General features: G+C 68.0%; 22 protein-coding genes and 1 pseudogene. 10 read left to right on the plus strand and 13 right to left on the minus strand.

Annotated elements, in window-relative coordinates:
* Nucleotides 1-298: 298 nt before the first annotated feature.
* The 3 genes from K883_RS02980 (at nt 299) to K883_RS02990 (ending at nt 3910) form a co-directional block, all read left to right on the plus strand.
* Complete coding sequence (locus tag K883_RS02980) at nt 299-697, plus strand: heme-binding protein (protein ID WP_008259529.1); 399 nt, start codon at nt 299-301, stop codon at nt 695-697.
* Nucleotides 698-838: 141 nt separating this feature from the next.
* On the plus strand, nt 839-1894 hold the full coding sequence (locus tag K883_RS02985; protein ID WP_036429590.1) for a DNA topoisomerase IB: 1056 nt from the start codon (nt 839-841) through the stop codon (nt 1892-1894).
* 222 nt (nt 1895-2116) lie between these two features.
* A complete protein-coding gene (locus K883_RS02990) occupies nt 2117-3910 on the plus strand; it encodes a thiamine pyrophosphate-requiring protein (RefSeq protein WP_008259533.1) in 1794 nt (597 codons plus the stop codon).
* A 22-nt stretch (nt 3911-3932) separates the two neighbouring features.
* Here the strand turns inward: K883_RS02990 and K883_RS02995 are convergent, their stop codons facing one another.
* Together K883_RS02995 and K883_RS03000 are read right to left on the minus strand one after the other, a co-directional pair.
* Entirely contained in the window at nt 3933-4592 is a 660-nt protein-coding gene (locus K883_RS02995; protein WP_008259535.1) for a UdgX family uracil-DNA binding protein, read from the minus strand.
* A 67-nt stretch (nt 4593-4659) separates the two neighbouring features.
* Complete coding sequence (locus K883_RS03000; protein WP_008259537.1) at nt 4660-5220, minus strand: hemerythrin domain-containing protein; 561 nt, start codon at nt 5218-5220, stop codon at nt 4660-4662.
* 169 nt (nt 5221-5389) lie between these two features.
* Between K883_RS03000 and K883_RS03005 the strand changes: the two genes are divergently transcribed.
* Both K883_RS03005 and K883_RS03010 read left to right on the plus strand, forming a co-directional pair.
* Entirely contained in the window at nt 5390-6406 is a 1017-nt protein-coding gene (locus K883_RS03005; RefSeq protein ID WP_008259538.1) for a sensor domain-containing protein, read from the plus strand.
* Between the two features lie 249 nt (nt 6407-6655).
* Nucleotides 6656-7627, plus strand: a complete 972-nt coding sequence (locus K883_RS03010; protein WP_008259540.1) for an aldo/keto reductase — start codon at nt 6656-6658, stop codon at nt 7625-7627.
* Here K883_RS03010 and K883_RS03015 read toward each other — a convergent pair.
* From K883_RS03015 to K883_RS03035, 5 genes are all read right to left on the minus strand, one after another.
* On the minus strand, nt 7624-8391 hold the full coding sequence (locus K883_RS03015) for an SDR family oxidoreductase (RefSeq protein WP_008259541.1): 768 nt from the start codon (nt 8389-8391) through the stop codon (nt 7624-7626). The two genes, K883_RS03010 and K883_RS03015, sit on opposite strands and share 4 nt — an antisense overlap.
* 105 nt (nt 8392-8496) lie before the next feature.
* A complete protein-coding gene (locus tag K883_RS03020) occupies nt 8497-10290 on the minus strand; it encodes a sensor domain-containing diguanylate cyclase (RefSeq protein ID WP_020823330.1) in 1794 nt (597 codons plus the stop codon).
* Nucleotides 10291-10376: 86 nt separating this feature from the next.
* Nucleotides 10377-12536: a glycogen debranching protein GlgX gene (gene glgX, locus K883_RS03025; protein WP_008259545.1), complete on the minus strand. Its 2160-nt coding sequence runs from the start codon at nt 12534-12536 to the stop codon at nt 10377-10379.
* A 93-nt stretch (nt 12537-12629) separates the two neighbouring features.
* Nucleotides 12630-13811, minus strand: coding sequence for a zinc-dependent alcohol dehydrogenase (locus K883_RS03030; protein WP_009954047.1), 1182 nt, complete (start codon nt 13809-13811; stop codon nt 12630-12632).
* Nucleotides 13812-13877: 66 nt separating this feature from the next.
* A complete protein-coding gene (locus K883_RS03035) occupies nt 13878-14585 on the minus strand; it encodes a GAF and ANTAR domain-containing protein (RefSeq protein WP_036453703.1) in 708 nt (235 codons plus the stop codon).
* A 307-nt stretch (nt 14586-14892) separates the two neighbouring features.
* Between K883_RS03035 and K883_RS03040 the strand changes: the two genes are divergently transcribed.
* On the plus strand, nt 14893-16203 hold the full coding sequence (locus K883_RS03040; protein ID WP_020823332.1) for an NAD(P)/FAD-dependent oxidoreductase: 1311 nt from the start codon (nt 14893-14895) through the stop codon (nt 16201-16203).
* Between the two features lie 3 nt (nt 16204-16206).
* Here K883_RS03040 and K883_RS03045 read toward each other — a convergent pair whose 3' ends face one another.
* On the minus strand, nt 16207-16743 hold the full coding sequence (locus tag K883_RS03045; RefSeq protein WP_020823333.1) for a DUF1360 domain-containing protein: 537 nt from the start codon (nt 16741-16743) through the stop codon (nt 16207-16209).
* A 64-nt stretch (nt 16744-16807) separates the two neighbouring features.
* On the minus strand, nt 16808-17188 hold the full coding sequence (locus K883_RS03050) for a MerR family transcriptional regulator (protein WP_008259554.1): 381 nt from the start codon (nt 17186-17188) through the stop codon (nt 16808-16810).
* A 143-nt stretch (nt 17189-17331) separates the two neighbouring features.
* Here K883_RS03050 and K883_RS03055 point away from each other — a divergent pair, with 143 nt between their 5' ends.
* The 4 genes and pseudogenes from K883_RS03055 to K883_RS03070 all read left to right on the plus strand — a co-directional run bounded on the left by K883_RS03055 (nt 17332) and on the right by K883_RS03070 (nt 20089).
* Nucleotides 17332-17781: an Hsp20/alpha crystallin family protein gene (locus tag K883_RS03055; protein WP_020823334.1), complete on the plus strand. Its 450-nt coding sequence runs from the start codon at nt 17332-17334 to the stop codon at nt 17779-17781.
* Nucleotides 17782-17874: 93 nt separating this feature from the next.
* Nucleotides 17875-18564 (plus strand): PAS and ANTAR domain-containing protein, encoded by a 690-nt coding sequence (locus tag K883_RS03060; protein WP_036455249.1) that lies wholly within the window; start codon nt 17875-17877, stop codon nt 18562-18564.
* 57 nt (nt 18565-18621) lie between these two features.
* Nucleotides 18622-19077, plus strand: a pseudogene (locus K883_RS03065) (DUF5931 domain-containing protein); the annotation flags it as partial.
* Nucleotides 19037-20089 (plus strand): hypothetical protein, encoded by a 1053-nt coding sequence (locus K883_RS03070; RefSeq protein WP_036453705.1) that lies wholly within the window; start codon nt 19037-19039, stop codon nt 20087-20089. The pseudogene K883_RS03065 and the gene K883_RS03070, both read left to right, overlap by 41 nt.
* A gap of 14 nt (nt 20090-20103) precedes the next feature.
* On the opposite strand, the gene K883_RS03075 is transcribed toward K883_RS03070, so the two are convergent.
* Genes K883_RS03075 through K883_RS03090 form a run of 4 tightly spaced genes read right to left on the minus strand, consistent with a single transcriptional unit; the run spans nt 20104 to nt 26308 of the window.
* Nucleotides 20104-21186, minus strand: coding sequence for a PDR/VanB family oxidoreductase (locus K883_RS03075; RefSeq protein WP_020823338.1), 1083 nt, complete (start codon nt 21184-21186; stop codon nt 20104-20106).
* A 2-nt stretch (nt 21187-21188) separates the two neighbouring features.
* Nucleotides 21189-22112 (minus strand): alpha/beta fold hydrolase, encoded by a 924-nt coding sequence (locus tag K883_RS03080; RefSeq protein WP_036453707.1) that lies wholly within the window; start codon nt 22110-22112, stop codon nt 21189-21191.
* Between the two features lie 17 nt (nt 22113-22129).
* Nucleotides 22130-23038 carry a metal-dependent hydrolase gene (locus K883_RS03085; protein WP_036453709.1) on the minus strand — a complete coding sequence of 303 codons (909 nt, stop codon included), beginning with the start codon at nt 23036-23038 and terminating at the stop codon, nt 22130-22132.
* A 21-nt stretch (nt 23039-23059) separates the two neighbouring features.
* Complete coding sequence (locus K883_RS03090; RefSeq protein WP_020823340.1) at nt 23060-26308, minus strand: thioester reductase domain-containing protein; 3249 nt, start codon at nt 26306-26308, stop codon at nt 23060-23062.
* Nucleotides 26309-26317 lie beyond the last annotated feature (9 nt).

Genomic DNA, 26317 nt, shown 5'->3' on the forward strand with positions numbered 1-26317 from the left:
GTCCGGAATACCCGTCGCACGGCATGATCAACCGTCCACGGTCAGCGCACCGCGAATAACGATTGCGTCACGATCGACATCACGATTGGTTAAGAACGGGTGCGTTCTCTTAGAAATTTTCGGACCGCTTCACGGTTCGCTTAGCAAAGACGGCCGCGAGCGCCCTCAACGGCCCAAGCGCGCCCGATCGTTCGTCGTCAGCGAACATCGCCACTGTTTGCCTCCGCTACTTTGGAATTCGAGGATCGGGAGCCTCAGTCGAAAGAAATCCATTTCGTTTCGAAGGACAACAAACATCATGAAAATCAGCAGTATTGTCGCGCGCCGCCGAGTGGCCGGAGTCAGCGCCGGCTGCCTGCTCGGGGGGATGGCCATGGGCATCGTCGGCGCGCCGTCGGCTGCCGCGGCACCCGACTGCAGCCCCGCCGGTGTGAACTCCACCGTCTCCTCGGTGCAAGGATCCGCCGAGCAGTATTTGGCTGCGCACCCCGGGGCCAACCAGGTGGTGACGGCCGCCTATGGCCAGCCGCGCCCCGAGGCCGCATCGAGCCTGCGCAGCTACTTCACCGGGCACCCGCAGGAGTACTACGACCTGCGCGGCATCCTCGCGCCGATCGGCGAGACCGAAAGGCAGTGCAATGTCACCGCCCTGCCGCCGTACCTGGAGTCGGCCTACCACGAGTTCATGGCCGGCTGATCCAGCCCACGAGACGACCCGCCACGACGATGTGGCGGGTCGTTTCCGCGTTGAGCCCCGAGGGCCCGTGTGAACGGCTTTGCGGGCGGGTACTTCTGGCGAATATCGGTGCGGGCGGCGAACGGAAGTGGAGGGCCGATGATGCGACTGCGTCGCAGCGTGCTGAGCAAGCCGGGAATCGCGCGCAAGCGTCGCGGAAAGGGCTTCTCCTACTACGAGCCGGGCGGCAAGCCGGTTTCCGATCCGGAAACCCTGCAGCGCATCAAGGATCTGGTCATCCCGCCGGCGTGGAAGAAGGTGTGGATCTCGCCGCATCCGAACGGCCACATCCAGGCCGTCGGCGTCGACGCCGCCGGGCGCCGGCAGTACCTCTACCACTGCGCCTGGCAGGCCGAACGCGCCGAGGAGAAGTTCGACCGGGTGCTGGAACTTTCGACGCGGCTTCCCGACTGCCGCGCCGAGATCGCCAAAGACCTTGCGCGCCAGGGCTTGACCCGCAAGCGGGTGCTGGCGCTCGCGCTGCGCCTGCTCGACCGCGGCTACTTCCGCGCCGGCGGCGAGCAATACGCCGAGGAACACGAGTCCTACGGGTTGTCCACCCTGCTATGTGAGCACGTGGTGGTCCGGCGCGACGCGGTCGAATTCGACTTTCCGGCCAAGAGCGGGGTTCGTCGCACCGTGGAAATCGAGGACCCCGACGTGGTCCGCGCGGTGCGTGCGCTGATGCGCAGGCCCGACCGCACCGAACGATTGCTGGTGTGCCGCAACTCTTCCGGGTGGATCGATGTGCGCGCCGACGACCTCAACGCCCGATTCAAGGAGCTGGCCGGCGACGACTACACCGTCAAGGACCTGCGAACGTGGCACGGCACGGTGCTGGCGGCCGCGGCCTTCGCCGACGCCGACCCGGCGGTATCGGGCCGGGTGGCCAAGCGCGTCGAGGCCGCCGTGATGAAAGAGGTCGCCGAGGAGCTGGGCAACACGCCGGCGGTGGCGCGCGGATCGTACGTGGATCCCCGCGTCGTCACCGGCTATGAGCAGGGTCTGACCATCGCCGCGGCGACGCGCCGCGCCGAGCGCGCCAAATCGCCCGACGTGGCGCAGGAGATTCTGGACAAGGCCACCCGAATGCTGATCCGGCGCGTGGCCAAGGCCGACAGCGCAAACGGATCGTCCGGCCTGCGCAAGACGGCATAAACGATTCCCCACCCCGGCTGTTAACTCGCTGTGAGTCCGCCGAACGGTTCGTGAAGGGGAATAACAACCCTCTTTGCGGGTAACCCGGCACCTGTGGGAAGTGCCAAAGCCGCCCATGCGCGGCCGCCTGCCGTAGTCACGCCTGCCTGCAGGTGGTTCAACCAACAGCCACACACGCCCACCCGCCAGCACTGAAGAACCGTCTGCCCAGGAGGGAACAACATGTCCAAACAAGAGGTCTCCGACTACCTGCTGGAACGGTTGCGGGCGTGGGGCGTCGAGCACGTGTTCGGCTACCCGGGCGACGGCATCAACGGCCTGCTCGCCGCGTGGGGCCGGGCGGACAACAAGCCCCAGTTCATCCAGTCGCGCCACGAGGAGATGAGCGCCTTCGAGGCGGTCGGCTACGCGAAGTTCACCGGCCGGGTGGGCGTGTGCGCGGCGACGTCGGGCCCCGGCGCGGTCCACCTGCTCAACGGCCTCTACGACGCCAAACTCGACCATGTCCCGGTGGTGGCGATCGTCGGTCAAACCAACCGCAGCGCCATGGGCGGCAACTACCAGCAGGAGGTCGACCTGCTGAACCTGTTCAAGGACGTCGCCAGCGACTACGTCCAAATGGTCACCGTCCCCGAGCAATTGCCCAACGTGCTGGACCGCGCGATCCGCATCGCGATGACCCAGCGGGCGCCGACGGCGTTGATCATCCCCAGCGACGTCCAGGAGCTGCCGTACTCGCCGCCCGAGCACGCGTTCAAGATGGTGCCCTCCAGCCTGGGCATCGAGTACCCGGACATCGCCCCCGACGACGCCGCCATCGCGCGCGCCGCCGACGTCCTCAACGCCGGCAAGAAGGTCGCCATGCTGGTGGGCACCGGGGCGCGCGGGGCCCACGAAGAGCTGGCCGAGGTCGCCGACCTGCTCGGCGCCGGCGCGGCCAAGGCGCTGCTGGGCAAGGACGTCCTGTCGGACGAATTGCCTTGGGTCACAGGATCTATCGGGCTGTTGGGAACGCGGCCGAGCTACGAGCTGATGATGGGCTGCGACACGCTGCTCACCGTCGGATCCAGTTTCCCCTACACGCAGTTCCTGCCGCAGTTCGACCAGTGCCGGGCGGTGCAGATCGACGTCGACGGGCGAATGATCGGGATGCGCTACCCGTACGAGGTCAACCTGGTCGCCGACGCGAAGTCCGCACTGCGCGCCCTGATTCCGCACCTGCGCCGCAAGGAGGACCGGTCGTGGCGCGAAGGCGTCGAGAAGAACGTGGCGCGCTGGTGGGAGACCATGGACAAGGAAGCCATGGTCAGCGCCGACCCGATCAACCCCATGCGGCTGTTCTCCGAGCTCTCCCCGCAGCTGCCCGACAACGCCATTGTCACAGCCGATTCCGGCTCGTCAGCCAACTGGTACGCGCGCAACCTGCGCTTCCGCGGCAACATGCGCGGCTCGCTGTCGGGGACGCTGGCGACGATGGGCCCCGGGGTTCCCTACGGCATCGGCGCGAAATTCGGCCACCCGGACCGGCCGGTCATCGTGTTCGCCGGCGACGGCGCCATGCAGATGAACGGCATGGCCGAGCTGATCACGATCAAGCGCTACTGGAGCGAATGGAAAGACCCCCGCCTGATCATCGCGATCCTGCACAACAACGACCTCAACCAGGTGACCTGGGAGATGCGTGCGATGGCCGGCGCCCCGAAATTCGCGGAGTCCCAAAACCTTCCCGACGTCGACTTCGCCGCGTTCGCGGCCAGCCTGGGCCTGAACGCCATGGCGATCAAGGATCCGGACGAATTGTCCGACGCGTGGCGCAATGCCTTGTCGGCCGACCGCCCCACCGTGCTGGACGTCTTCACCGATCCCGACATGCCGCCCATCCCGCCGCACGCCACCTGGGAGCAGTTCAAGTCGGCCACCACCGCGGTGTTGTCCGGTGACGAGGACCGCGTGGGCTTCGTCAAGGTTGGCCTGAAAACCAAGATGCAGGAGTTCATGCCGCACAAGAAGAGCTGACCCGGCCGGGTCAGCCGAGCGGCTACGCCAGCCCGGAGCGGGCGATGCGCAGGTCGTCGACGAACGACTGGTAGACCTCGTCGCGGCGGTCGCTGCGGTCGCGCAACACCGACGACGGGTGCACGGTCGCCACCACGATGGGCTCGGGCGTCCTTGCGATGTCGACGGACGCCGGGAGCTTCAGCTCCCGGCCCCGCTGCTCGGAAACCCGAAACGTGGTGCCCAGCAACGATTGTGCGGCCGTTGCCCCCAGGCACACGATGACCTCGGGCTGCACGGCCTCGATCTCGGCGATCAGCCAGGGCCGGCAGGCGACGACCTCGGTGCGGCCGGGCTTTTGGTGGATCCGCCGTTTGCCGCCCTTGCGGGTGAACTTGAAATGCTTGACGGCGTTGGTCTGATAGGTCAGCACCGGGTCGATGCCGGCGTCTTCGAGCGCCCGTGCGAGCAGTCGGCCCGCCGGCCCGACGAATGGCTCACCGGCGCGGTCCTCCTGGTCGCCGGGCTGCTCGCCCACCAGCATGATCGGCGCCCCGGGATGCCCGTTGCCGAACACGGTTTGGGTGGCGTCTTCGAAAAGCGCACAGCCGTGGCATGTTTCGGCCGCGCTGCGCAGCGCGTCGATGTCCCGCTCCTCGGGCAGATAGCGGTCGGCGCCGGGGGCCTTCGCGGTGGCTGTCATCAGAATGTGACGGCGTGGGTACCCCCGCTCCCCCACCGAGCGGGGGTACCCAGCCTCGGGTGGCTCGTCAGCCCTTGCCCACGATGGCGTCGCGGGCGCGGTCGAGCATCGCGGCGAACGGGCCCGCGGCCAGGTTGGCCACCTGTGATTCCACACCGGCGTGGGGCCGGGTGGGGGCGATCGCTTCGGCGAGCTGCGCGGCTCGGCCCATCCGTTCCAGCTCGTCGGCGCTCAATTCCTCGCCCAGCTTGGCGAATTCGTCGTGCTCCTCGTGCTCGGCGTGGTCGATCACCGCGTCGCGCAGCTTGGTCAACTCGCGGGTGAATTCCTCGCTGTCGACGTCAAGCTTTTCCAGCCGCTGCAGCACGGTCTTGGCCTCGTGCTCTTCGTGCAGCCGCTTGTCGACCACGGTGGTGCCATTGGCGATCTTGCGCTTGGCCCGCGGGTGAACGATTTCCTCCTCCGCGGTCTCGTGCACGGCGAGCAGCCGCCGAAGCTCGACAAAAGCCTTCTCCCGTGCTTCTCCGGACGCCGCCAGGGTGTCGGCGAACATCGCCTTGATCTGCTCGTGCTGACTGACGAGAAAGTCGACCACGTCGGTGGGCGACGTGATGGCGGTGCGTGCCATGGTGTCCCTCCCATCTCCCTTGGTTCGACGCGCAGGGCTGTTGCGCGCTCACCGAAGCGGCTACCCGGCGGAATCGGCCATCAAACGGGTGTGGCCGGGCCCGGGTGGGGTATGTGTCCCTGGTCGTGGACTACATTTCGGGCAGGTTCGGCCGCGAAGGAGGCACGGCGTGACCAACCCCCAGGACCCGTATTGGCAGAACCCGCTGAGTTACGACCCGCTCGGCCGGGTCCCCCCGATCGAGCCGGTGGAGCCGATCGAGCCCCCGGCGGAACCGCCCGTGATCCCGCCGCCGCCCGCGCCCCCGCCGTACCGCCCGGCCGTCAACACCCTCGCGACGCTGTCACTGGTGTTCGCGTTCGTGTTCGCGCCCGCCGGAGCGGTTCTGGGGCACCTCGGATTGGCGCGGATCCGGCGCACCGGCGAACTCGGCCGCGACCGCGCCCTGGTCGGGGTGACGCTGTCGTACGTGTTCATCCTGTTGGCGGTCGTCGCGCTGGCCGGATGGGCGACGCTGGGGGGCTCGACGTCGTCGCACCGGACGGCACACGACTCGACCACTTCGGCCGGGCCGCCGCCCCCGACCGTCCCACCGGACACGATCACCACGCTGCTGCCCGGATTGGACGCGCTGCGGAACATCACCTCCGACGCGAACCTCGAGGTCGGTCCGACGTGGAACAGCCCCGGCCGCTCGGCGCAGGACGGCAGCATCGACCGCCCGGAATGCTGGGGAAGCATCGCCGCGGGCAGCCCGGACGCCTACACCCCGGGCTCCTTCACCGGGTATCACGCCGGCGAATTCACCGACACGCGCAGCATGTTCAAGTCGATCCAAGTCATCCAGGGCGTGGCGGCGTTCCGCGATCCGGCCGGGGCGCAGTCCCAGCTGGACACGCTGCTGTCCGGATGGCGCCAGTGCGGCGGCTCGACGGTCACCGTGACAGCTTCGGGTGGGCAGCCGATCAAGATGGCGGTGAGCGCTCCCGCTGACGCCGGCAACGGCATCACCACATTGGACCTGACGCCCAAGGGAATACAGGTGCGCTCGGCGCGGGCGGTCGCGGCCAAGGCCAACGTCGTCCTCGACCTGAACGTGTCGGCCAGCGGCACCACGGACGGCGAACGGCCCCGGCTGGCCGCGGTCACCATCGCCAACTACATCCTTGGCAAGATCCCCGGCTGAGCGGCACGCAAGGCCACCGGTTCAGGCGTGGCGACCCGCCGCGCCCGGCTCCGCCGCGCTTGCGATCGCCACCGGCCCACGCGTGGCGACCCGCCGCGCCCGGCTCCGCCGCGCTTGCGATCGCCACCGGCCCACGCGTGGCGACCCGCCGCGCCCGGCTCCGCCGCGCTTGCGATCGCCACCGGCCCACGCGTGGCGACCCGCCGCGCCCGGCTCCGCCGCGCTTGCGATCGCCACTAGGCTGACCGGATGAAATATGTCGACGTCGACGGGGTCGGGCGGGTCAGCCGGATCGGCTTGGGCACCTGGCAGTTCGGCTCCCGCGAATGGGGTTATGGCGACAGCTACGCCGCCGGCGCCGCGGGCGACATCGTGCGGCGCGCGCGAGCCCTGGGGGTGACGCTGTTCGACACCGCCGAGGTCTACGGGTTGGGCAAAAGCGAGCGGATCCTGGGCACCGCACTCGGCGACGAACGCGCCGAGGTGGCGGTGGCCAGCAAGATCATGCCGGTCGTTCCCTTCCCCGCCGTCGTCAGGCAACGCGCGCGAGCCAGCGCCCGGCGGCTGGGACTGGACCGCATCCCGCTGTACCAGATCCACCAGCCCAACCCGGTGGTGCCCGACTCGGTGATCATGCCGGGGATGCGGGACCTGCTGGACCGCGGGACGATCGGCGCGGCGGGCGTCTCGAACTATTCGCTGCAGCGGTGGCAGAAGGCCGACGCGGCGCTGGGCCGGCCGGTCATCAGCAACCAGGTGCATTTCTCGCTCGCCTATCCGAAGGCGCTCAAGAACCTGGTGCCGTTCGCCGAACGGGAGAACCGCATCGTGATCGCCTATAGCCCGCTGGAGCAGGGACTGCTGGGCGGCAAGTACGGCGTCGACAACCGCCCCGGCGGCGTTCGCGCGATGAACTCGTTGTTCGGCACCGAGAACCTGCGCCGCGTCGAGCCGCTGCTGCAGTTGTTGCGCGACGTCGCAACGCAACTCGGCGCCAAGCCGGCACAGGTGGCGCTCGCCTGGTTGATCAGCTACCCGGGCGTGGTGGCCATCCCCGGCGCGTCCAGCGTCGAGCAGCTCGAGTTCAACGTCGCGGCCGCCGACATCGAGCTGCCGACCGAATCCCGTGACGCGCTCACCGAGGCGGCGCTGGCGTTCCGGCCGACGTCGGCGGCGCGCTTCCTCACCGACCTCGCGAGCGAGAAACTCGGCCGGCGCTAGGACTGGTTGGCCTCGGCGAACGCGGCCGGGCTGGCCGGCGCGCCGCGCGCGACCACGAGCGGCATCGACGTCGAGGCGTTGGTGCGCAGGATGGTGTGCACGACGTCGATCAGGTCGTCGACCGGCATCAATTTGCCGGGCATGCAGCCGCGCGACGACCACAGCGGAACCGCCTTCATGGCGAGGTCCATATCCCAGTCGGCGTTCATTCCGGTTGCCGCGTCGCCCTCGCCGCCCGCGCACTCCCCGACGATCAGGTTGGTGAAGCCGACGTCGGAGTGTTCGGCCCGCCACGCCTCCACGAGCCGTTCCAGGGCGGCCTTGCTGACGCCGTACGCGCCCAGGCCCGGCCACGGCGGTCCGAAGGTGCCCGCATCGGAGGACAGGTACACCGCCTTGCCGGCCGACGCGGTCAAGTGCGGCATCGCCGCGGCCGTCACCAACGATGCGCCGATCACGTTGGTGTCGAAGATGCGCCGCCACGTGTCGGCGTCGGTGTCCACCATGCGCACGAGCGGCCCGACGGCGGGTGTGTAGACGAGGTTGTCGATCCCGCCGAGGGCGTCGACGGCCCGACCGATCGCCGCCCGGCAGGACGCCTCGTCGGTGACATCGCATTCGATGGCGGTCGCGTTCGGGCCGGCCTCCTTGGCCGCGGCCTCGATGCGCTGCAGACGCCGGGCAAGCAACGCGACCTGATCGCCGCGCTGCGCGAGACCGACCCCGATGCAACGCCCCAGCCCACTCGAGGCGCCGACCACCACTGTCCTTGACATATTCGCCCTCTCTTGTAACGCGAGACGCTGTCGCGGTGAAACCTACCGGATGCGAAACGTCCGTTGGCGATCACTCGCTACTTAAGTCGCCACTTAGGTCGCCACCACGGCGTTCCGGTCGCCCGACTTGGCCCGGTACATGGCCTCATCCGCGCGCGCGGTGACCGCGTCGACGGACTCGGCGGGAAGGGCGAGCGTGGCACCGATGCTCAAGGTCGCGCCGATCGTGTTGCCGGAAACGTGGATGGGTTCGGCGACGCGTCGGCGGATCTTCTCGGCGATCTGGGCGAGCTCGTCGGCGCTGCGGACGCCGGGCAGCAGGATCAGCATTTCGTCCCCGCCCGTGCGCCCCACGGTGTCCTCGCGGCGGACGCTCGCCCGGATCCGCGCCGCGACGGTCGCCAGCACGACGTCGCCCGTGCCGTGTCCCCACCGGTCGTTGATCGCCTTGAAGTGGTCGACGTCGCAGAACAGCACGCCCACATGCGTTTCGGGGGGCCGCGGTTGCCGCAGCGCGGCGTCCAGGCGGGCCAGGGCCTCGGCCCGGTTCACCAGGCCGGTGAGGGTGTCGAACCGTGCCAACCGTTCCAATTGTTGTTCGGCCTCGACCTGATCGTCGACCACCCGCAGCGCCGCGATCAGCCCATCGGTGCTGCCCTGGGCATCGGTGTAGGGCTTCCCATGACCGTCGACCCAGTGGTATTCGCCGTCGAGGGAACACACCCGGAAGCGTTGGAGCACCTGTTCGCCCCCCGCGATGCGGCGCAGGGCGGTTTGGAGTTTGTCGCGGTCCTCGGGGTGGATGCGGCGGGCGAAATCCGTACCGGTCCACCTCGACAGCGGGCCGCCCAGCGCGGGTTCCACGGACGGGGAGATCCACGCGACCCCGCCGCCGCGAAAGTGCACGATGATGTCGACGGCGTTGTCCGCGAGGATGCGATATCGCGTCTCGGCCTCGGCGCGTTGCTTGCTGGCCAGCTCCTTGGCGATCAGCAGGTGCTGCTCGCGCTGGCTGAAGTAGAAGGTCACCGCGCCGACGACCGCGGTTCCCAACAGGATCGAGAAGGTCCACTGCGCGTTGGCGTCCGGGCCGAGCTCCAAAAAGATCGGCCTCACCACGGCCACGACGAGCGGAAAGCCGGCCAGGATCGCGAGCAACCGGACGAGCGAGGAACGGTCGGGCCGCGCGAGCAGCCACGCGAGCGGAAACCGGTCAACGCGCGCCAGCGACGTGGCCGCGACGAGCAGCAACAGGGCCGCCGCCGTCAGGAACGCCTGGCCCTTTGACGGCGAGACCCCCACCAGCGCCAGCGCGTCGAACAGGTAGGCCCCGGCCGTGACGAACGGGATGGCAGCGCTCGCCGCCAGGCACAGCGGCCAGACCGCGCGGGTGCACCGATCCACCCGGATCAGCGCGACGGCGGTCGCCAACGGCAGGGCCGACAACGCGGTCTGAACGCTCGGGCGCCCCGGCCACGACCACTCGCGCATGCCGACGGCCTCACCGAACCAGATCCTGTCCACGGTGAACGAGCCGAGGCTCGCGTACTCGGCGAGCACGAGGACGGCGAAGGCGGCCGCGGCCGCGGCCAAACACCGTCCGGCCCATCGGCGCTCGCGCGAGGGATTCCCCCATTGCAGCAGGATCGCCGCGCCCAGCGTGGCCAGCCACAGCGCGGTCCACGGCATCATCTGCGGCCAGGTCGGATAGATCCGCGTCAAGCGCTCGATGCCTGCCGTCCAGCCCACCCACGTCAGCGCTGCGACCACGAGCACCAACAGCGCGGCGGCCCGCCCGGAGGTGTTCATCGCCGATTCCAGTCGCGCGTCGGGACCGGGCCTGTCCATCGGCTGTCCCTCTCGTTCCCGGCGCTCGGCGCGCAGCATCAATGCCGCCGCCGAAAAAATTAGCCGATGTGGCTTGTCGGCGAGAGCGATTCACCCGATCCGGGGAACGGGGTGGTCGTCGGGGACTAGCTCGACGGGAGTCCCTGCAGCACCACGGCGGTGTGGGCCTCCACGTTGAGGGTGCCTCCGCCGGGTACCTCGTCGGCGGGGGTGGTCTCGTCGGGCCCGGTGTACACCACGACCTGCCAGGCGCCACCGAATTCCTTTGGCGGAAGCGTGAATTCGATCGGTTCGTGGTGGGCGTTGAAGCACAGCAGGAACGAATCGTCCAGCACCCGTTGGCCCCGCTCATCGCGGCCGGGGATGCCGTGCCCGTTGAGGAACACCGCGACGGACTTGGCGAAGCCCGCGCCCCAGTCCTCGTCGCTCATCTCGGTGCCGTCGGGGGTGAACCAGGCGATGTCGGGCAGCCCGCCCTGGCCGCGGCGGCCCACCGGCTTTCCGGAAAAGAACCGGCGCCGCCGGAACACCGGATGCTCGGCACGCAGCGCCGACACCGTGCGGGTGAACTCCAGCAGGCCCGCGTCGGCGTTGGCCCAGTCGATCCAGGTGAGCTCGTTGTCCTGGCAGTAGCCGTTGTTGTTGCCGTTCTGGGTGCGTCCGAGTTCGTCGCCGTGACAGATCATCGGAACGCCCTGCGACAACAGCAGGGTGGTCAGGAAGTTGCGCTGCTGCCGGGCGCGCAGCGCGTTGACGGCCTCGTCGTCGGTGGGGCCTTCGGCGCCGCAGTTCCAGGACCGGTTGTGGCTTTCGCCGTCGTTGTTGTCCTCGCCGTTGGCCTCGTTGTGCTTCTCGTTGTAGGACACCAGGTCCCGCAGCGTGAACCCGTCGTGGGCGATGACGAAGTTGATCGACGCCACCGGGCGCCGCGCGGTGTGCTCGTAGAGGTCTGCGGAACCGGACAGCCGGTAGGCGAATTCGTCAAGGGTGGCGGGCTCGCCGCGCCAGAAGTCGCGGACGGTGTCGCGGTACTTGCCGTTCCATTCCGTCCACTGCGGCGGGAAGTTGCCCACCTGATAGCCGCCCGGCCCGACGTCCCACGGTTCGGCGATCAGCTTGACCTGGCTGACGGTCGGATCCTGTTGCACGAGTTCGAAAAACGTCGACAGCCGGTCGACGTCGTAGAACTCGCGGGCCAGCGTCGAGGCCAGGTCGAAGCGGAAGCCGTCGACGTGCATCTCGGTCACCCAGTAGCGCAGGGAATCCATGATGAGCTGCAGCGCGTGCGGATGCCCGACGTTGAGGCTGTTACCCGTGCCGGTGTAGTCCATGTAGTACTGCTTGTCGTCGTCGACCAGCCGGTAGTAGGCGGCGTTGTCGATGCCGCGCATCGACAACGTCGGGCCCAGGTGGTTTCCCTCGGCCGTGTGGTTGTAGACCACGTCGAGGATGACCTCGATGCCGGCCTCGTGCAGCGAGCGCACCATGGCCTTGAACTCCTGCACCTGGCCGCCCGGCGTGGTGGCGCTGGAGTACTTGAAGTCGGGCGCGAAGAATCCGATCGTGTTGTAGCCCCAGTAGTTGGACAGGCCCTTGTCGACCAGCGTGGAGTCGTTGGCGAAGTGGTGCACCGGCATCAATTCGATGGCCGTGATCCCGAGATCCTTGAGGTGCTCGATGATCACCGGGTGGGCCACCGCGGCGTAGGTGCCGCGCAGCTGTTCGGGGATGTCCGGGTGGGTCTGGGTCAGGCCCTTGACGTGTGCCTCGTAGATGACGGTGTCGGCGTAGTGGCGGTCCGGTGGGCGGTCGTTTCCCCAGTCGAAGTAGGGGCTGATCACGACCGACTTGGGCATGCTGGCCGCCGAGTCGTCGTCGTTGCGGCTGTCGGGGTCGCCGAAGTTATAGCTGAAGAGCGATTGATTCCACTCGAACGAGCCGTCGATGGCCTTGGAGTACGGGTCCACCAGCAGCTTGTTCGGGTTGCATCGGTGCCCCGCCTGCGGGTCGTACGGACCGTGCACGCGGTAGCCGTAGCGCTGGCCGGGTTCGATGTTGGGGATGTAGGCGTGCCAGATGAAGCCGTCGACCTCGGGCAGGGTGATGCGGCTCTCGGCGCCCTCGGCGTCGAACAGGCACAGCTCCACCCGCTCGGCCACCTCGCTGAACAGCGCGAAATTGGTGCCCGCGCCGTCGTACGTCGCGCCCAGCGGATAGGCCCTGCCCGGCCACACTTCGCCGGTGGGTGTGGGGGCGCCGGCGTCTGCGGCCTCTGGTGGAGTCATGGCGCATCCAATACCCGGCGAAAGCGCCGGTCAAACTCCCGGGCCACCCGCCGGGGCGGCGTCACCACACGGAAAGCCTTGTGGCATAGCCGATCACGGATTGAGGATGACCTTCACCGCTCCGTCCTGCTTTTTCTGGAAGATCTCGTACGCGTGCGGGGCCTCGTCGAGCGGAAGCACGTGGGTGGCGAAGGTGTCGACGCCGAGCGGGTCGTCGTCGGTCAGCAGCGGCATGATGTCGTCGACCCAGCGTTTGACGTTGGCCTGCCCCATCCGCAGGGTGACCTGCTTGTCGAACAGGGTGAGCATCGGCAGCGGGTCCGCCATGCCGCCGTACACGCCGATCAGCGAGATCGTTCCGCCGCGCCGCACGATGTCGATGGCCGAGTACAGGGCGGACAGCCGGTCCACGCCGGCGGTTTGCATGAGCCGCTTGGCCAGCGCGTCCGGCAACAGCCCGGTGGCCTGCTGCGCCAATTTGGCGGTCGGCGAGCCATGCGCCTCCATGCCCACCGCTTCGATCACGGAGTCGGATCCACGTCCGTCGGTCAGGTCACGGATCGCGTCACCGAGCGAGGAGTCGAGCCGGCCCACATCGATGGTGTGGATGCCGCGTTGCGCGGCGCGGCCCAGCCGCTCCGGGACCAGGTCGACGGCGATGACGCGGTAACCCAGGTGATCGGCGATGCGGGCCGCCATGTCCCCGATGGGTCCCAGCCCGAGCACGGTGACCGTGCCTCCCTCCGGGATGTCGGCGTAAGCCACCGCCTGCCACGCGGTGGGTAGCACGTCGGACAGATAGACGAACCGCGAATCGGGCGGTCCCACAGGGACTTTGATGTGGGTGAACTGGGCCTGGGGGACGCGCAGCAGCTCCGCTTGCCCGCCGGGGACTTCGCCGTAGAGCTCCGAATAGCCGAACAGCGCCGCCCCCATGCCCTGGTCGCGCACCTGGGTGGTTTCGCACTGGGTGTAGAGCTGCTGGCCGCACATGTAGCAACTGCCGCAAGAGATTTGGAAGGGGATGACGACCCGGTCCCCCACCCGAAGGTCGCCCGTCTGAGTGCCGACCTCCCGCACGATGCCCATCGGTTCGTGGCCGAGGATGTCCCCCGGCTTCATGAAGGCCCCGAGGATCTCGTAGAGGTGCAGGTCCGACCCGCAGATGTTGGTCGATGTCACCTCGACGATGGCATCGGTGGGCTGCTCGATCTTCGGGTCGGGCACCGACTCCACCCGGACATCGCGCTTGCCGTGCCACGTGACAGCCTTCATGGAAAGGGCGCATACCCGCCTGGCACCCGACGAAACGACGAGCGCCGGCGCCGGCGCCCGTCGTGGTCAGTGCGCGCGGCGCCTGAGCGGATGCTCGCTCTCGATCAGCGCCCGCGCGATCTCGATCAGCTTGATGTTGGATTGTTGCGAGACCCGGGTCAGCAACTGGAACGCTTCAACGGCGTCGATACCGAAGCGCTCCATGATGACCCCCTTCGCCTGCCCGATGATGTCGCGCGAGGCCAGGGCGCTACGGAATTGATCGTTGCGGCGCATCATCGACCACCCGAGGGCAATGTGCGTGGCGAACACCGTGCCGATCTCCACCGACTCCTCGCTGAACGCGTGCGGGTGGTCGGCATAGAAATTCAGCGCCGCCATGCTGCCGCCGTCGATGAACAACTCGAACGACAGGATGGAGCGGATCGGGGTCTGCTCGAGCGCCATGCGGCGGTAGCGCAACCAGCGCCGTTCGGCGGTCAGGTCGGCGATGTGCATGATGTGGTGCTCCCAGGCCGCGGCCAGGCAAGGCCCCTCGCCGGAGGTGTCCTGAATGGCATCCAGCACCATCGGGTAGCGATGCGTGGCGACCACACTGCTGACCGACGCGCCCTTCTCGGCGAGGGTGATCCCCGCGTACTGGGCGCCGGTGACGTGCTGGACCCCGTCGTCGAGCAGTTCGTGCAGGCCGGCCGCGGTGCCGCTATGTTCACGCTCCAGATTGGCCACCAGTTCCACCAAATGATTGGCAATCGTGGCGCTGCCGTCTCGCATCACATCACCCCCGGAACCGTTCGTGGCCCGCAGAGCCCTTCCTGATAGGCGTCGCGATGGCACGCACAGCCCGCGCATACCAACGCTCACCAGAAGTCTATGAGCCATACAACGAAGCGCAAGGCACGATAACGAAACGCCCGGACGATAGCGTAGGCGGCGGCATCCGAGCGGAGGACGCCCTGGGCCGTTTTTGCCCGGCCTGTCTCCGTGAAATCCCGTGTCGAACAGACGTTTTCAAGACATCGTCAGTCTCGGGGCGGCGCGGGACGCTCCTCACCATTGAAGTCCGCCTACACTCGGGTCGGTGACCTCCATTGTGATCGTGGGAAGCGGCTTCACCGGATTCACCTGCGCCCGCCGTCTGGCCCGAATTCTGCGCCGGCGGCACGCGCCCGTCGACATCACGATCATTTCTCCGGTCGACTACATGCTGTACACACCGTTGCTGCCCGACGTGGCGGGCGGGGTGGTCGATGCCCGATTTGTCGCTGTCCCACTGGCCAATTCGTTGCGGGGCGTGCACGCGGTGCGCGGCCGCGTCGACGGGGTGGACTTCGCGCAACAGACGCTCACGTATTGCGATCCCGAGGAACGCAGCCATTCCATGTCCTGGGACCGGCTGGTGCTCACGCCGGGGTCGGTGACGCGGTTGTTCGACGTCCCGGGCCTCGCGAGGCATGCGCGCGGGTTGAAGACCACCGCCGAGGCGCTCTACCTGCGCGACCACTTCGTCGAGCAGCTCGAGCTGGCCAACATCGAGGACGATCCGCGGGTGGTGGCGGCCCGGCGCACCGTGGTGGTGGTCGGCGCCTCCTACTCGGGCACCGAGTTGGTGGCGCAGCTGCGGGCGCTGGCCGACGCGGCGGCCAAACAGATGGGCTTCAACCCCGCCGAAGTGCGATTCCTGCTCCTGGACCTGGCCGAGCAGGTGATGCCCGAGGTGGGCAAGAAGCTAGGCGAGGCCGCGATGAAGGTGTTGCGCAAGCGCGGTATCGACGTCCGGCTCGGCGTCACACTCAAGCAAGCGCACGCCGATCACGTTGTGCTGAGCGATGATTCGCGTATCGACACGCACACGATCGCCTGGGTGACGGGGGTGACCGGCGCCCCGCTGATCCAAGACCTGGGGCTGCCGACCGAGAAGGGCCGGATCACGGTGCAGCCCGATCTGCAGGTGCCCGGTCACCCGGAGGTGTTCGCCGCCGGCGACGCGGCCGCGGTTCCCGACCTCACCCAGCCCGGCAAGATCACGCCGCCGACCGCCCAGCACGCCACCCGGCAGGGCAAGGTGCTGGCCCGCAACGTCGCCGCCAGCCTCGGTTACGGCAGCCCCAAGCAATACAAGCACCGCAACCTGGGTCTGGTGGTCGACCTGGGGCCCCGCTACGCGGTGGCCAACCCGCTGAACATCCACTTGTCCGGGCTGCCGGCCAAACTCGTGACGAGGTCCTACCACCTGTACGCGATTCCGCGCGGCGTCAACCGATGGGCGGTCTCGCTGGCCTACCTGACCGACATGCTGTTCAACCGCTCCGTCGTCTCCATCGGGTTGTCCTCCGAGGACGACGCGCAATTCACGGCCAGCGAGGGCATCCCGATGCCCAAGACCAGCTGATCGTCAGCCTTCGGCGGACTGCTGGGCCATCGCGTAGGCGAGCTGAAGGAAATCCGCCCCGGCCAGCGCGCTGAAGACGCCCGCGATCAGCCGGGTGAACCGGGGTACGAACACCAGGCCGATGGCGAATCCGGTGGCGACCCACATGTCCAGGCAGAACGGGCAGGTCAACAACTCGCCCAGGCTGTGCCGAAACTCGCTGTGCTCGCGGACCTCTTCCTGGACCTCGGCCGGGCCGCCGGTGCCCGCGTAATGCGTGAACGGGGCGCGCAGCGGACTGGTCACCGCGTCTTTGGTCAACGTTCGCGAGAGCTTGTGGGTGCCCAGCGTGAGGATGATCAGGTCCTGAATCCGCCAGCGCGACGGCAACGTGCGCCCGCTGACCACGGCGGCGACCACCGCCGCCGTCACGACGAGGCCGTAGACCACCAACACCGCCAGGTAGCCCCTCAGCGGCCGGGGATTGTCGCCCCGGTAGGCGTCCGCCTCCTGGCGTGCACCGTCCACCACCTGGGCGCCGGTTTCCGTCAACTCACCCATCGCTTCTCCTTGAAGGCATAGGGGGTCGAGTACCCGGCGCCGCCCGGCGCAATCGGCGATCAGCTCACCGGCGCGTGCCCTGCCCGTCCCGGGACTCGGCGGGCTTGGCCGCCTTCGCCGCTTCTCGCAACGTGCGGTTGGTGGACCGCAGGTCGGTGTTGGCGGCCGCCAACGTCTCGTTGTCGTCTTCGAGATCGAGGATGCGCGCGATGCCGGCCAGGTTGACGCCGGCCTCGACCAGACCGCTGATGCGCCGGAGCCGCGCGAGGTCGTCGGCGCTGTAGCGGCGCGTTCCCCCTTGGCTTCTCGCGGGCGTGAGCAGCCCATAGCGTTCGTAGAGCCGCAACGATTGCACCGGAATCCCGGACAGTTCGGCGGCCACCGAGATTCCGTACACGCCGTGGCCGGACGCCGGCGCCCCGGCCTCGCCGCGATGTTCGACCATCGCACATCCCCTCAGCTGATTCACTCAAAAAATCTGTTTAGCACACTTGCATGAATATGTCGACAATGCTATACCGAATCTATGTCGTCAGACATAGGAAATTTGCCGGACTACCGCGTAGATCGGAGTGAGAGGTGACAACCATGCTGATGCGTTCAGATCCCTTCCGTGAGCTCGACCGCTTTGCCCACCAGGTCCTCGGCACGGCCGCCCGGCCTGCAGTCATGCCGATGGACGCCTGGCGCCAGGGCGAGGAGTTCGTCGTCGAGTTCGACCTGCCCGGCATCGATGCCGACTCGCTGGACATCGACATCGAGCGCAATGTCGTGACCGTGCGCGCCGAACGCCCGGCCCTCGACCCCAACCGCGAGATGCTCGCCACCGAGCGCCCGCGCGGCGTGTTCAGCCGCCAGCTGGTGCTCGGCGAAAACCTCGACACCGACAAGATCCAGGCCTCCTATTCCGAAGGCGTCCTGAGTCTGCACATCCCGGTGGCCGAGAAGGCCAAGCCCCGCAAGATCGCCGTCGGCCGCGGCGACGGGCACCACGCCGTCGCAGAGGGCGCCGCCCAGCGCGAGGTCATCAACGCCTGACCGGGCGACGGACCGGGCGGCGGCCGCAGGCGCACGCGCTCGCGTGTGGGCCTCGCGGCCGCCGCCCGCCACGGCAGTGAGCGAGGAGCCACGGTGGAATCGACATGGGAACTCAACGGCGAAACGGCCAGCGTTGAGCAGGCGTTGTCCGGCGGCAACGCGCAACCCGCGGGCTGGTTTCGGTTCCACTTCACCGATCAGCGCTGGGAATGGTCGGAACAGGTGGAGCGGATGCACGGCTACGAACCGGGCACCGTCGTGCCCACCACCGATTTGGTGCTCTCGCACAAACACCCCGATGACCGCGGGCAGGTCGCGGCCACCATCGATCAGATCGTGCACACGCGCCAGGCGTTCAGCACCCGGCACCGGATCATCGACACCGGCGGAAACGTACGCCACGTCGTCGTGGTCGGCGATCGGCTCTACGATGACGACGGCGACGTGATCGGGACGCACGGGTTCTACATCGACGTCTCCGCATCGAACGGGCAGGTACACGAGGACGCGGTCAGCGCGAAACTCGCTGAGATCAACGAGAATCGGGCAGGCATCGAACGCACCAAGGGCATGCTGATGCTGATCTATGGCCTCAGCGACAGCGCGGCCTTCGAATTGCTCCGATGGCTCTCGCAGGAGGCGAATGTCAAGCTGCGCCCGCTCGCCGAGCAGATCGCCGAGGACTTCCGCGGCGCGGGCTTGCCGCTCAACACCCAGTCGGAATTCGACCATTTGCTCCTGACGGCGCACCAGCGCGTCCGTCCCGCCGACGACCGCGGATAAGGCGCTGCGGCCCACGTCTTTTCGGCGTGGGCGACCCGCTGGGGACCGTCCGCATTTATGCTGACCACGATGGCGAATCACGGCCCCGATCCCACGACGCCGCTGTGGCGCGCGGCGCAGGTTTTTCGGTTGCTGAGTTGCGTGTATGCCGCCGGGTTTCAAATCGCGATCAATCCCGATCTGCGCCGGCCCGCGCTCGGCTGGGTCCTGTTCGCGGTGCTGATCGGCTGGAGCGCGGCGTGCGCCGTCGCCTACCTGCGGGGGTTCGGGCGACGACCGTCCTGGGTGCTGGCCGAGATCGCGATCGCGGTGTTGCTCATGTGGTCGAACACCGTCGTGGCGACGCCGCACTGGGCGGCCGAGAACCAGACCTGGCCGACGACGTTGTGGGCGAGCAATCCCACGATTTCCGCCGCGATCCAGTTCGGCCCCGGTGGCGGGATGCTGACGGGCCTGGCTGTGATGGCCACCAATTTCGCCGTCAAGGACTACCTCGCCCTCAACCTGGGGCACAGGCGACGACGTCGACTCCCATCGCGAGTTCTGGGTCTATCCCGCCTCGGCCACCATCGATGACCTGCTGGTCGAGATTTCTTCCCACTACGTACCGGGAATCGCCGGGCCGGCCGGGTGGTGCGTGTATCTGGACAACGACGACCGATCGCGCCACCGGGAAATCGGCCTCATCTATAGCCGGGATGACCTCAGGCAGCGGGATCACATCTGCAGGTTGTTGCCCGGAAAGACGACCATGAGCGATTTGACAAAACGCGTGGGGTCGCCGGAATTGGGCGTCTATGTGTCCTACCTGACTTTTGACGAAGCGCGACCCTTAAGCCTCGACGAGGTTGAGGGAAGTTCCACGTTCACCGGATGCCGGCCCACCAAGCTGGAATCCGAGGCCGCCGCCGACGCCAAACGCGACTGGGTGCTGATGCGCGAGCTGGACCGACTCGCGCGGAGCGTCGCCGGGGCGCGCCGCGACTGGGTTCGGGCCAATCTCCTTGCGGCGCCGCCGCCATGGATCGACATCTTCATCGCCCGCAACTTCCACTACCTGACCGAATTGCATTGCCCGGCCAGCATGTCAATAGCCGCAGAGCTTCTCGGCGTCGACGCCTCCCGCGATGAGGACTTGGCGGCAGTGGCCAACGCCGACGCGCGCCCGATCGTCGTGACGCTCGCGATGGTGCTGGCCGCCTTCGAATGGGGAACCCAGCGCGGCACGTGGCGGGCAGGAGAACAGCCATCCCACAAGGTCTACTTGGAGCTGCTCGCCCATTGCGGCTACCGGCTCTCGCCCATCGAACAGGTCATGGCCGGCCACATCAGCGTCGAGCAGCTCAAATTCGACGCGGCGGACGCCGCCAGGCTCGATCGGATCCGCCAACTCCGGGACCAGCAATACCAGCTCCGCATGAGCCGCTACTACGCCAAGACCATCACCGACGAGCAATACCAGGCCGCCATCGGACCCGTGCATGCCGAACTTTCCAGCCTGGGAGAGCTTCCCGGCCCCATGTAGGCGATTCGAAACGCTCAGGCGTCGATGACCACGCGCCCGTTTTTGGCCCGGGACACGCAGACCAGCATCTCGTCGTCACCCTCGGCGGCGCTCCCCCGTCGATCGACCTGTCCGGCAAGGACTTTCACCTTGCAGGTACCGCAGAAGCCCTGCTGGCAGGAATAGGCCGTCGTCGAGTCGCGGTCGAGCATCACGTCGAGTGCTGACCGGTTGGACGGCACGGTGAGGACCCGCTGCGAACGCGCGAGTTCCAGTTCGAACGGGACGCCGTCGATCACCGGCGGCGGTCCGAAACGTTCGTAGTGCAACGGCGCGTTCACGAGTTCGTCGCGCGCGATGCGCACCGATTCGAGCAGCGCGGTCGGGCCACACACGTAGACGGCGGTGGTTGGGCCGGCGTCGGCCAGCAGGTCCGCCGCGGTGGGGATCCGGCCGCGCTCGTCGTCGGCCCAGACTGTGACGCGGTCCGGCGCGACCGCCACCACTTCGTCGAGCAGCGGCATGTAATCGCGGCTGCGCCCGGCATACACGGCGCGCCAATTGATTCCGTGCTGCTGCGCGGTCTGGATCATGGGCAGGATGGGCGTGACCCCGATGCCGCCGATCACGAACAACACCTCGTGCTCGTCGGTGACGAGATAAAACGCGTTGCGGGGGCCTTCGAACTCGATCGAGTCCCCCACGTGCAAGGTGTCGTGCATTTCGATCGAACCACCGCCGCCGTCGGGAATGCGGCGCACGGCGATGCGATAGTCGGTGCGCCGCCCGGGCGCACCACACAGCGAGTACTGCCGGCGGCGTCCCGAAGGGAGCCGGACGTCGATGTGCGCGCCGGGCGTCCAGGATGGCAGCAATCCGCCGTCCGGGTCGGCCAGCGTCAACGCGACCACATCGGGCGCCGGCTCCTCACGTTTGGTGATCACCGCGGTCGTGGTCCGCCGCACGGGCTGGACCCGTGAGGGCGTCCACCGCGACGCCGACGCCATGCCGCCGAACAGCGTGCCGACGCCGTACAACGCGGTGTACATCCGGTCGCGTTTGCGCCGGCCGTAGAGGTCGGCCGGAATGCTGTCCCAAATAGCCCGTGTCACAGCCATCCTCACGCCTGCCCCATGCCGTGACGGCCCGCGGGCTCCGACGTCAGGTTGACCCACTCGCCGGTGAATCCGGCGATGACGTCGGGATGCGAGGTGACCACCCAATGGCCACCCTCGATCGGGACGATCCTGCCGCCGTCCGGAATGGAGCCGGTAAACCGTTGCAGGGCGGGCGATACGAAATAATCCCGCCGGGCGACGAGCACCTGCACCGGCACCCGTGTCTGCGGCAACTGCTTCACCGGCACGAAGAACGGCGCCGGCATGTTCGCCCGGTACAGGTTGAGGCCGTTGAGGTAGTCGTCGATTGACCGGGTCGCCGCCGCCCGCTGCCGGTCGCTGCCGCGGCTGCGGCCGATACGTTCCACCGCGGCAAAGACTTTCCCGGTGGCGCGCGAGCGGATTGCCAGCTCCGGCACAACCGGGCACAGGAAGAACCAGATGTACGACGACGCGAGGGCCTGCTTGACGACGTCGAAGACGGCACGCGGTGTGCGCGGGGACCGTAGGAACCTGCCGGCATAGTTCAGGTGCGGCCCGGAGATCGACGTGAACGAGGCGACCTTGGCCATCACCGTATCGTCGGTGACCGCCGCCCAGCCCTGGATCGAACCCCAGTCGTGGGCCAACAGGTGAACCTGGCCAACCCCGAGGCTGTCGATCACCGCGCCGACATCGGAAACCAGCTGCGGCAGCACATAATCCGTTCGCCGTGCCGGTTTGGAGGAGTCGCCAGACCCGCGCACGTCATACGCCACGACGTTGAACCGGCCGGCGAGTTCACCTGCGACACCGTCCCACACGTGGTGGTTGTCCGGGTAGCCGTGGATCGCCAGAACGGTGGGCCGCCGCGGGTCGATCTCCGTGTAGGCGTGGACGGCCAGCGAAACCCCGTCGGAGGCGATCACTGTGCTGGACTGAGTCATCCCGAACGCTCCCGTGTTCAGTGCGACGCGCGGGCGGCGGGTGAGCGGGCCAAATAGTCGACCGCGCGACCCACCCCGCCCAGCTGGGACGGATGGAAACTCGGCGTGTAGTAGGCGCCGATGACCCGCAGGAACTGGAATGGCCCGGGCACCAAGCCCCTTCGTGCCGCGCGGAAGTAGTCGCGCCAGCGCGGTTTGGTCCCCGGCGGCAGGTACGGGTCGACCGAATACATGAACCGCACGCCGCGGATGAACAGCCACAGCAACGCCGGCGTCACGAGCAGCTGGGTGCGCACCTGCCGCCAATACCCGGCGCGCAGGTGCTTCATGGTGTCGAACGCGACGGCCTTGTGCTCGACCTCCTCGGCGCCGTGCCAGCGCAGCAAGTCCAACATCACCGGATCGGTGCCCAGGGCGTCGTGCTGCGGGGTGTCCAGAATCCATTCGCCCAGGATCGCGGTGTAGTGCTCGAGCGCCGCCACCATCGAGACCCGTTCGAGCAACCAGCTCTGCCGGCGACGCCGGCTCCAGTGCGGCCGGTCACCGATGAGTTGGGTGAACAGCCAGCGCATCTGGCCGGTGAACGGCGTGACGTCGATGCCTCTGGCCGCGAAGTGCCCGAGCACCCCCGCGTGCGCCTGGGAGTGCATGGCCTCCTGGCTGACGAATCCCTGCACATCGCGCCGCAATTGATCGTCTTTGATCAGCGGCAGGGTGTCCTTGAACGCGTCGACGATGAACTCCTCACCCGCCGGCAACAGCAGATGCAGCACGTTGCAGAAGTGGGTGGTGAAGGGCTCGTTCGGCACGTAGTAGAACGGCAGCGTCGACCAGTCGAAGTCGACGTCACGCGCCTGCAGGACGATGCGCTCGTGATCGAGCGAGGCGTCATGCGGGCCCGCTGCCATGTCATCGACGGTGAACATCGTTGCCATCCCCTTTCCGTGCTAGGCGCTGCGTTGGGCCTCGTCCTCTACTTCAGTGATCAGACGCTCGCTGCGCAAGAACCGGACGAGGTGATCGACCGTCTCGGTGAGCGCCGGCTCGCGCAGGCGGACCGTGGCCAGCCCCCGCCGATGACGGTACTGGGTGTTGTCGTAGCGCTTGTCGCGCATCGCCGCGATCTTGCCCGCCGACCGGGTGAGGAAGTCGACCAGCGGATACATCTGGTCGTTCGGCGTGCACCGACGGTCCAGCTGCTCGGCGAACGATTCGATGTCGTGGTACTCAAAGCGGTACCCGTAGCGCTCGGTCAAGATCCGGGTGATGTCGGTCAGGTTGTAGTAGTCGTCGGCCGTCATGTTGAAGACACTGCCCGACTCGTCTGGGAGGTCCATCAGCGCGACGATGTGATCCGCGATGAGGTCCGCCGGCAGCAGGCTGATCTGGTTGAGCGCGTTGACGGCCAGACCGTGCTCGATCATGAATGCCGTGAGGCGCACCAGGATGTCGTCCTGGCTGCCGAAGCCCGCCCGGGTCGGCGAGATCAGCGACGGCCGGTAGATGCGGACGTCGAGGCCCTTCCGCTGCGCGGCCAGCGCCAGCTGCTCGCCTACCCACTTGGTTTGCGAGTAGCCGAAGTCCAGCCCGGCCATCTTCTCGTTCGCGTCCCACTCCCCGACCACCGGTTCGGTGCTCCAGCCGTAGATGAACGTGCTCGAGACCAGGTGGAAAGTCTTGCGGTGGGCGGTCATCGCCAGCCGCAACAGCTCGCGGGTGCCTTCCACGTTCGCGGGCCGCAGCGCGTCGTAGGTCCGCACGTAGTTGACCAGCGCGCCGTTGTGCACGACGGCGTCGACGTCCTCGGCGAGTTGCTGGAAGGCCGCCTCCCCGATGCCCAGCGCGGGCTCGGCGAGATCGCCACAGATCACCCGCACCCGCGCCCGGACCTCGGCCTCGAGCGCCGGCGTCCAGAGCTGGGCGCGGCGCAGCGACGCGACGATACGGTCCAAACCGTGCGCGGCGTCGGTGGCTCGCACCAGCGCGTGCACGTTGTACGACGTCCGGCTGAGCAGGCTGCCCACCAGGAACGGCCCCAAAAACCCGGTCGCGCCGGTCAGCAGGATGTCGGTGGGCGCACCGGCTCGCGCGGGCGCGAGCTCGGGCAGCGGCAGGGCGGCGTCGGCACGCATCTGCGCGGTCTCGTAGGCCTCGTAGTCGGCCGAGATCTGCTCCAGCGCCCGGCGCAGGGCGTCCAGCGGCTGGCCGGATCCCTCGCCGAATTGGCGCATCAGCCCGAAGAATTCGGCCACCGTCAGCCGCTGCAGCAGGCGCGTGTTGACTTCGTCGGCGAGCTCGCCCGCGCCGTGCTCCTCGAGCACGGCCTGCAGGTCGGTGCGGAGTTCGGCCAGCGCCAGCGAATCGATGCCGAGGTCGGCGAACGAGCAGTCCTCGTCGCCGGTGAGGTCGTAGCTCTCGATGAGATTGCGGAAGCGCTCCAGCGGGCCCGCACTGACCTCCACGGCCTCGCGGGTCCGGGTGGCCGCCGGGTTGACCCAACTCGTGAACGCGGGCAGCGTGCCGTCCAGCCACAGCTGGCGGGTCCGCGCGCGCCGGATCTTGCCCGAGGTCGTCTTGGGGATGCTGCGTGGCGGCGCGAACACGATGGTGTGCGGATCGATGTGGCAGTGCCGCCGGATCGCGCGGGCCAGGGCCTTCGCGTCGGGCAGGTTGTGCTCGTCTCGCACCTCGGCGACCACGACCAACGCCTCCTGCTCGTCGCGCTCGACCGACAGCGCGGCGACGCACCCGCTGCGGACCTGGCCGGCGGAGCGTTCGACGACGGCTTCGACGTCGGAGGGGTAGCAGTTGACGCCGCGCACGATGATCAGGTCCTTGCTGCGGCCGCAGACGAACAGCTCACCCTCGTAGAGGAAGCCGAGATCGCCGGTCCGCAGATAGGTGTGGTGGTCATCGCCGGCGATGCGGGCCCCGAACATCTCCGCGGTGAGCTCCGGGCGGTTCCAGTAGCCGCCGCCCTTGGAGGGCCCGTCCAGCCAGACTTCGCCGACCCGACCCTCGCCCAGCGCCGTCCGCGATTCGGGATCGACGATGCGAACCAGGGTTTCGTCGATGGGCTTGCCGCAACTGACCAGCGGGACCTGGTTGCTGTTCTCCGGCAACGCCTTTTCGACGCGTGCGACATTCTTTTCCAGCCCGCGCTTGTTCACTGTGATGGTCTGGCGCCCCCGGATCGAGACGATCAGGGTGGACTCGGCCATGCCGTAGGCGCCGGTCAGCGCCTCGGGCCGCAGGCCGTAGTCGCCGAACCGCTTCCGGAATTGGTCGAAGGTGTTGGCCCGCAACGGTTCTGCCCCCACGACGATGCACTCGAGGCTGCTCAGGTCGACACCGGCCAGCTCGGACGCGGGCAGCTTGTCTTCACGCAGGCAGTATTCGAGCGCGAAGTTCGGTCCCGGCGTGTGCGTGGCGCGCACGTCGCTGATCAGCCGAAGCCAGGACGAGGGCCGCGCGAGGAAGTCCAGCGGCGACATCGCATGGGTGGACCCGCCCAGCAGCAGGATGAACATGTAGGCCGAGATCAGGCCCATGTCGTGATGCTGCGGAAGCCACGAGGCCAGGACCACGTCGCCGGTGAAGGCGGACCCGTTGGCAATCACGTTGGCGTGGCTGACGATGACGCCCTTGGGGTCGTTCGTCGAGCCCGAGGTGTATTGCAGGAAGAGCACGTCCCCCGGCGTGTCCGCCACCGGGGCGCCGCCGAATTCCTGGGCGCCGTCGGTGGCGAACCAGGGCAGCTCCGGCAGGGCGGCGTCGGACCACGCCTGCCCACCGTGGCGCTGGCCGAGCAGCAGCCGGAAGTCGTACTCGAATTGCTTCGTCGACAGCACGGCCTTGGCGCCGCAATCCCGCGCGATGAAACTGAGCTTGGCCAGTCCGGACTCGAACGACATGGGCAGCGGTGGGCTGACGGGGACGGCGATCACCCCGATTCGGGCGCAGGCATACAGCGCCGCGATCATCTCCAGGCCGGGGGGGTAGACGAGCAACGCGCGCTCGCCCGCTTTGAGGTCGGCCTCTTTGGACAGGTAGGCGGCCAGTTCGCGGGTGCGGTCGGCGAAGCTCTGATAGGTGTAGTGCTCGAGTTCGCGCCCGTCGGCGTCGACGAAGCGGAAGAGAGTCTGGTCCGGCTTCAGCGCTTCCCACTTGTGCAGGTAATCGATCAGCGTCTCCATCTTTGGAGC

The organism is Mycobacterium sp. TKK-01-0059 (assembly GCF_000709305.1).
Lineage (GTDB): Bacteria > Actinomycetota > Actinomycetes > Mycobacteriales > Mycobacteriaceae > Mycobacterium > Mycobacterium intracellulare.

What these genes read in the sequence shown, in the direction of transcription:
- K883_RS02980 (WP_008259529.1), top strand. Translation starts at nt 299, where the DNA reads ATGAAAATCAGCAGTATTGTCGCGCGCCGCCGAGTGGCCGGAGTCAGC.
- K883_RS02985 (WP_036429590.1), top strand. Translation starts at nt 839, where the DNA reads ATGCGACTGCGTCGCAGCGTGCTGAGCAAGCCGGGAATCGCGCGCAAG.
- K883_RS02990 (WP_008259533.1), top strand. Translation starts at nt 2,117, where the DNA reads ATGTCCAAACAAGAGGTCTCCGACTACCTGCTGGAACGGTTGCGGGCG.
- K883_RS02995 (WP_008259535.1), bottom strand. Translation starts at nt 4,592, where the DNA reads ATGACAGCCACCGCGAAGGCCCCCGGCGCCGACCGCTATCTGCCCGAG.
- K883_RS03000 (WP_008259537.1), bottom strand. Translation starts at nt 5,220, where the DNA reads ATGGCACGCACCGCCATCACGTCGCCCACCGACGTGGTCGACTTTCTC.
- K883_RS03010 (WP_008259540.1), top strand. Translation starts at nt 6,656, where the DNA reads ATGAAATATGTCGACGTCGACGGGGTCGGGCGGGTCAGCCGGATCGGC.
- K883_RS03020 (WP_020823330.1), bottom strand. Translation starts at nt 10,290, where the DNA reads ATGCTGCGCGCCGAGCGCCGGGAACGAGAGGGACAGCCGATGGACAGG.
- glgX (WP_008259545.1), bottom strand. Translation starts at nt 12,536, where the DNA reads ATGACTCCACCAGAGGCCGCAGACGCCGGCGCCCCCACACCCACCGGC.
- K883_RS03030 (WP_009954047.1), bottom strand. Translation starts at nt 13,811, where the DNA reads ATGAAGGCTGTCACGTGGCACGGCAAGCGCGATGTCCGGGTGGAGTCG.
- K883_RS03035 (WP_036453703.1), bottom strand. Translation starts at nt 14,585, where the DNA reads ATGCGAGACGGCAGCGCCACGATTGCCAATCATTTGGTGGAACTGGTG.
- K883_RS03045 (WP_020823333.1), bottom strand. Translation starts at nt 16,743, where the DNA reads ATGGGTGAGTTGACGGAAACCGGCGCCCAGGTGGTGGACGGTGCACGC.
- K883_RS03050 (WP_008259554.1), bottom strand. Translation starts at nt 17,188, where the DNA reads ATGGTCGAACATCGCGGCGAGGCCGGGGCGCCGGCGTCCGGCCACGGC.
- K883_RS03055 (WP_020823334.1), top strand. Translation starts at nt 17,332, where the DNA reads ATGCTGATGCGTTCAGATCCCTTCCGTGAGCTCGACCGCTTTGCCCAC.
- K883_RS03075 (WP_020823338.1), bottom strand. Translation starts at nt 21,186, where the DNA reads ATGGCTGTGACACGGGCTATTTGGGACAGCATTCCGGCCGACCTCTAC.
- K883_RS03080 (WP_036453707.1), bottom strand. Translation starts at nt 22,112, where the DNA reads ATGACTCAGTCCAGCACAGTGATCGCCTCCGACGGGGTTTCGCTGGCC.
- K883_RS03085 (WP_036453709.1), bottom strand. Translation starts at nt 23,038, where the DNA reads ATGTTCACCGTCGATGACATGGCAGCGGGCCCGCATGACGCCTCGCTC.
- K883_RS03090 (WP_020823340.1), bottom strand. Translation starts at nt 26,308, where the DNA reads ATGGAGACGCTGATCGATTACCTGCACAAGTGGGAAGCGCTGAAGCCG.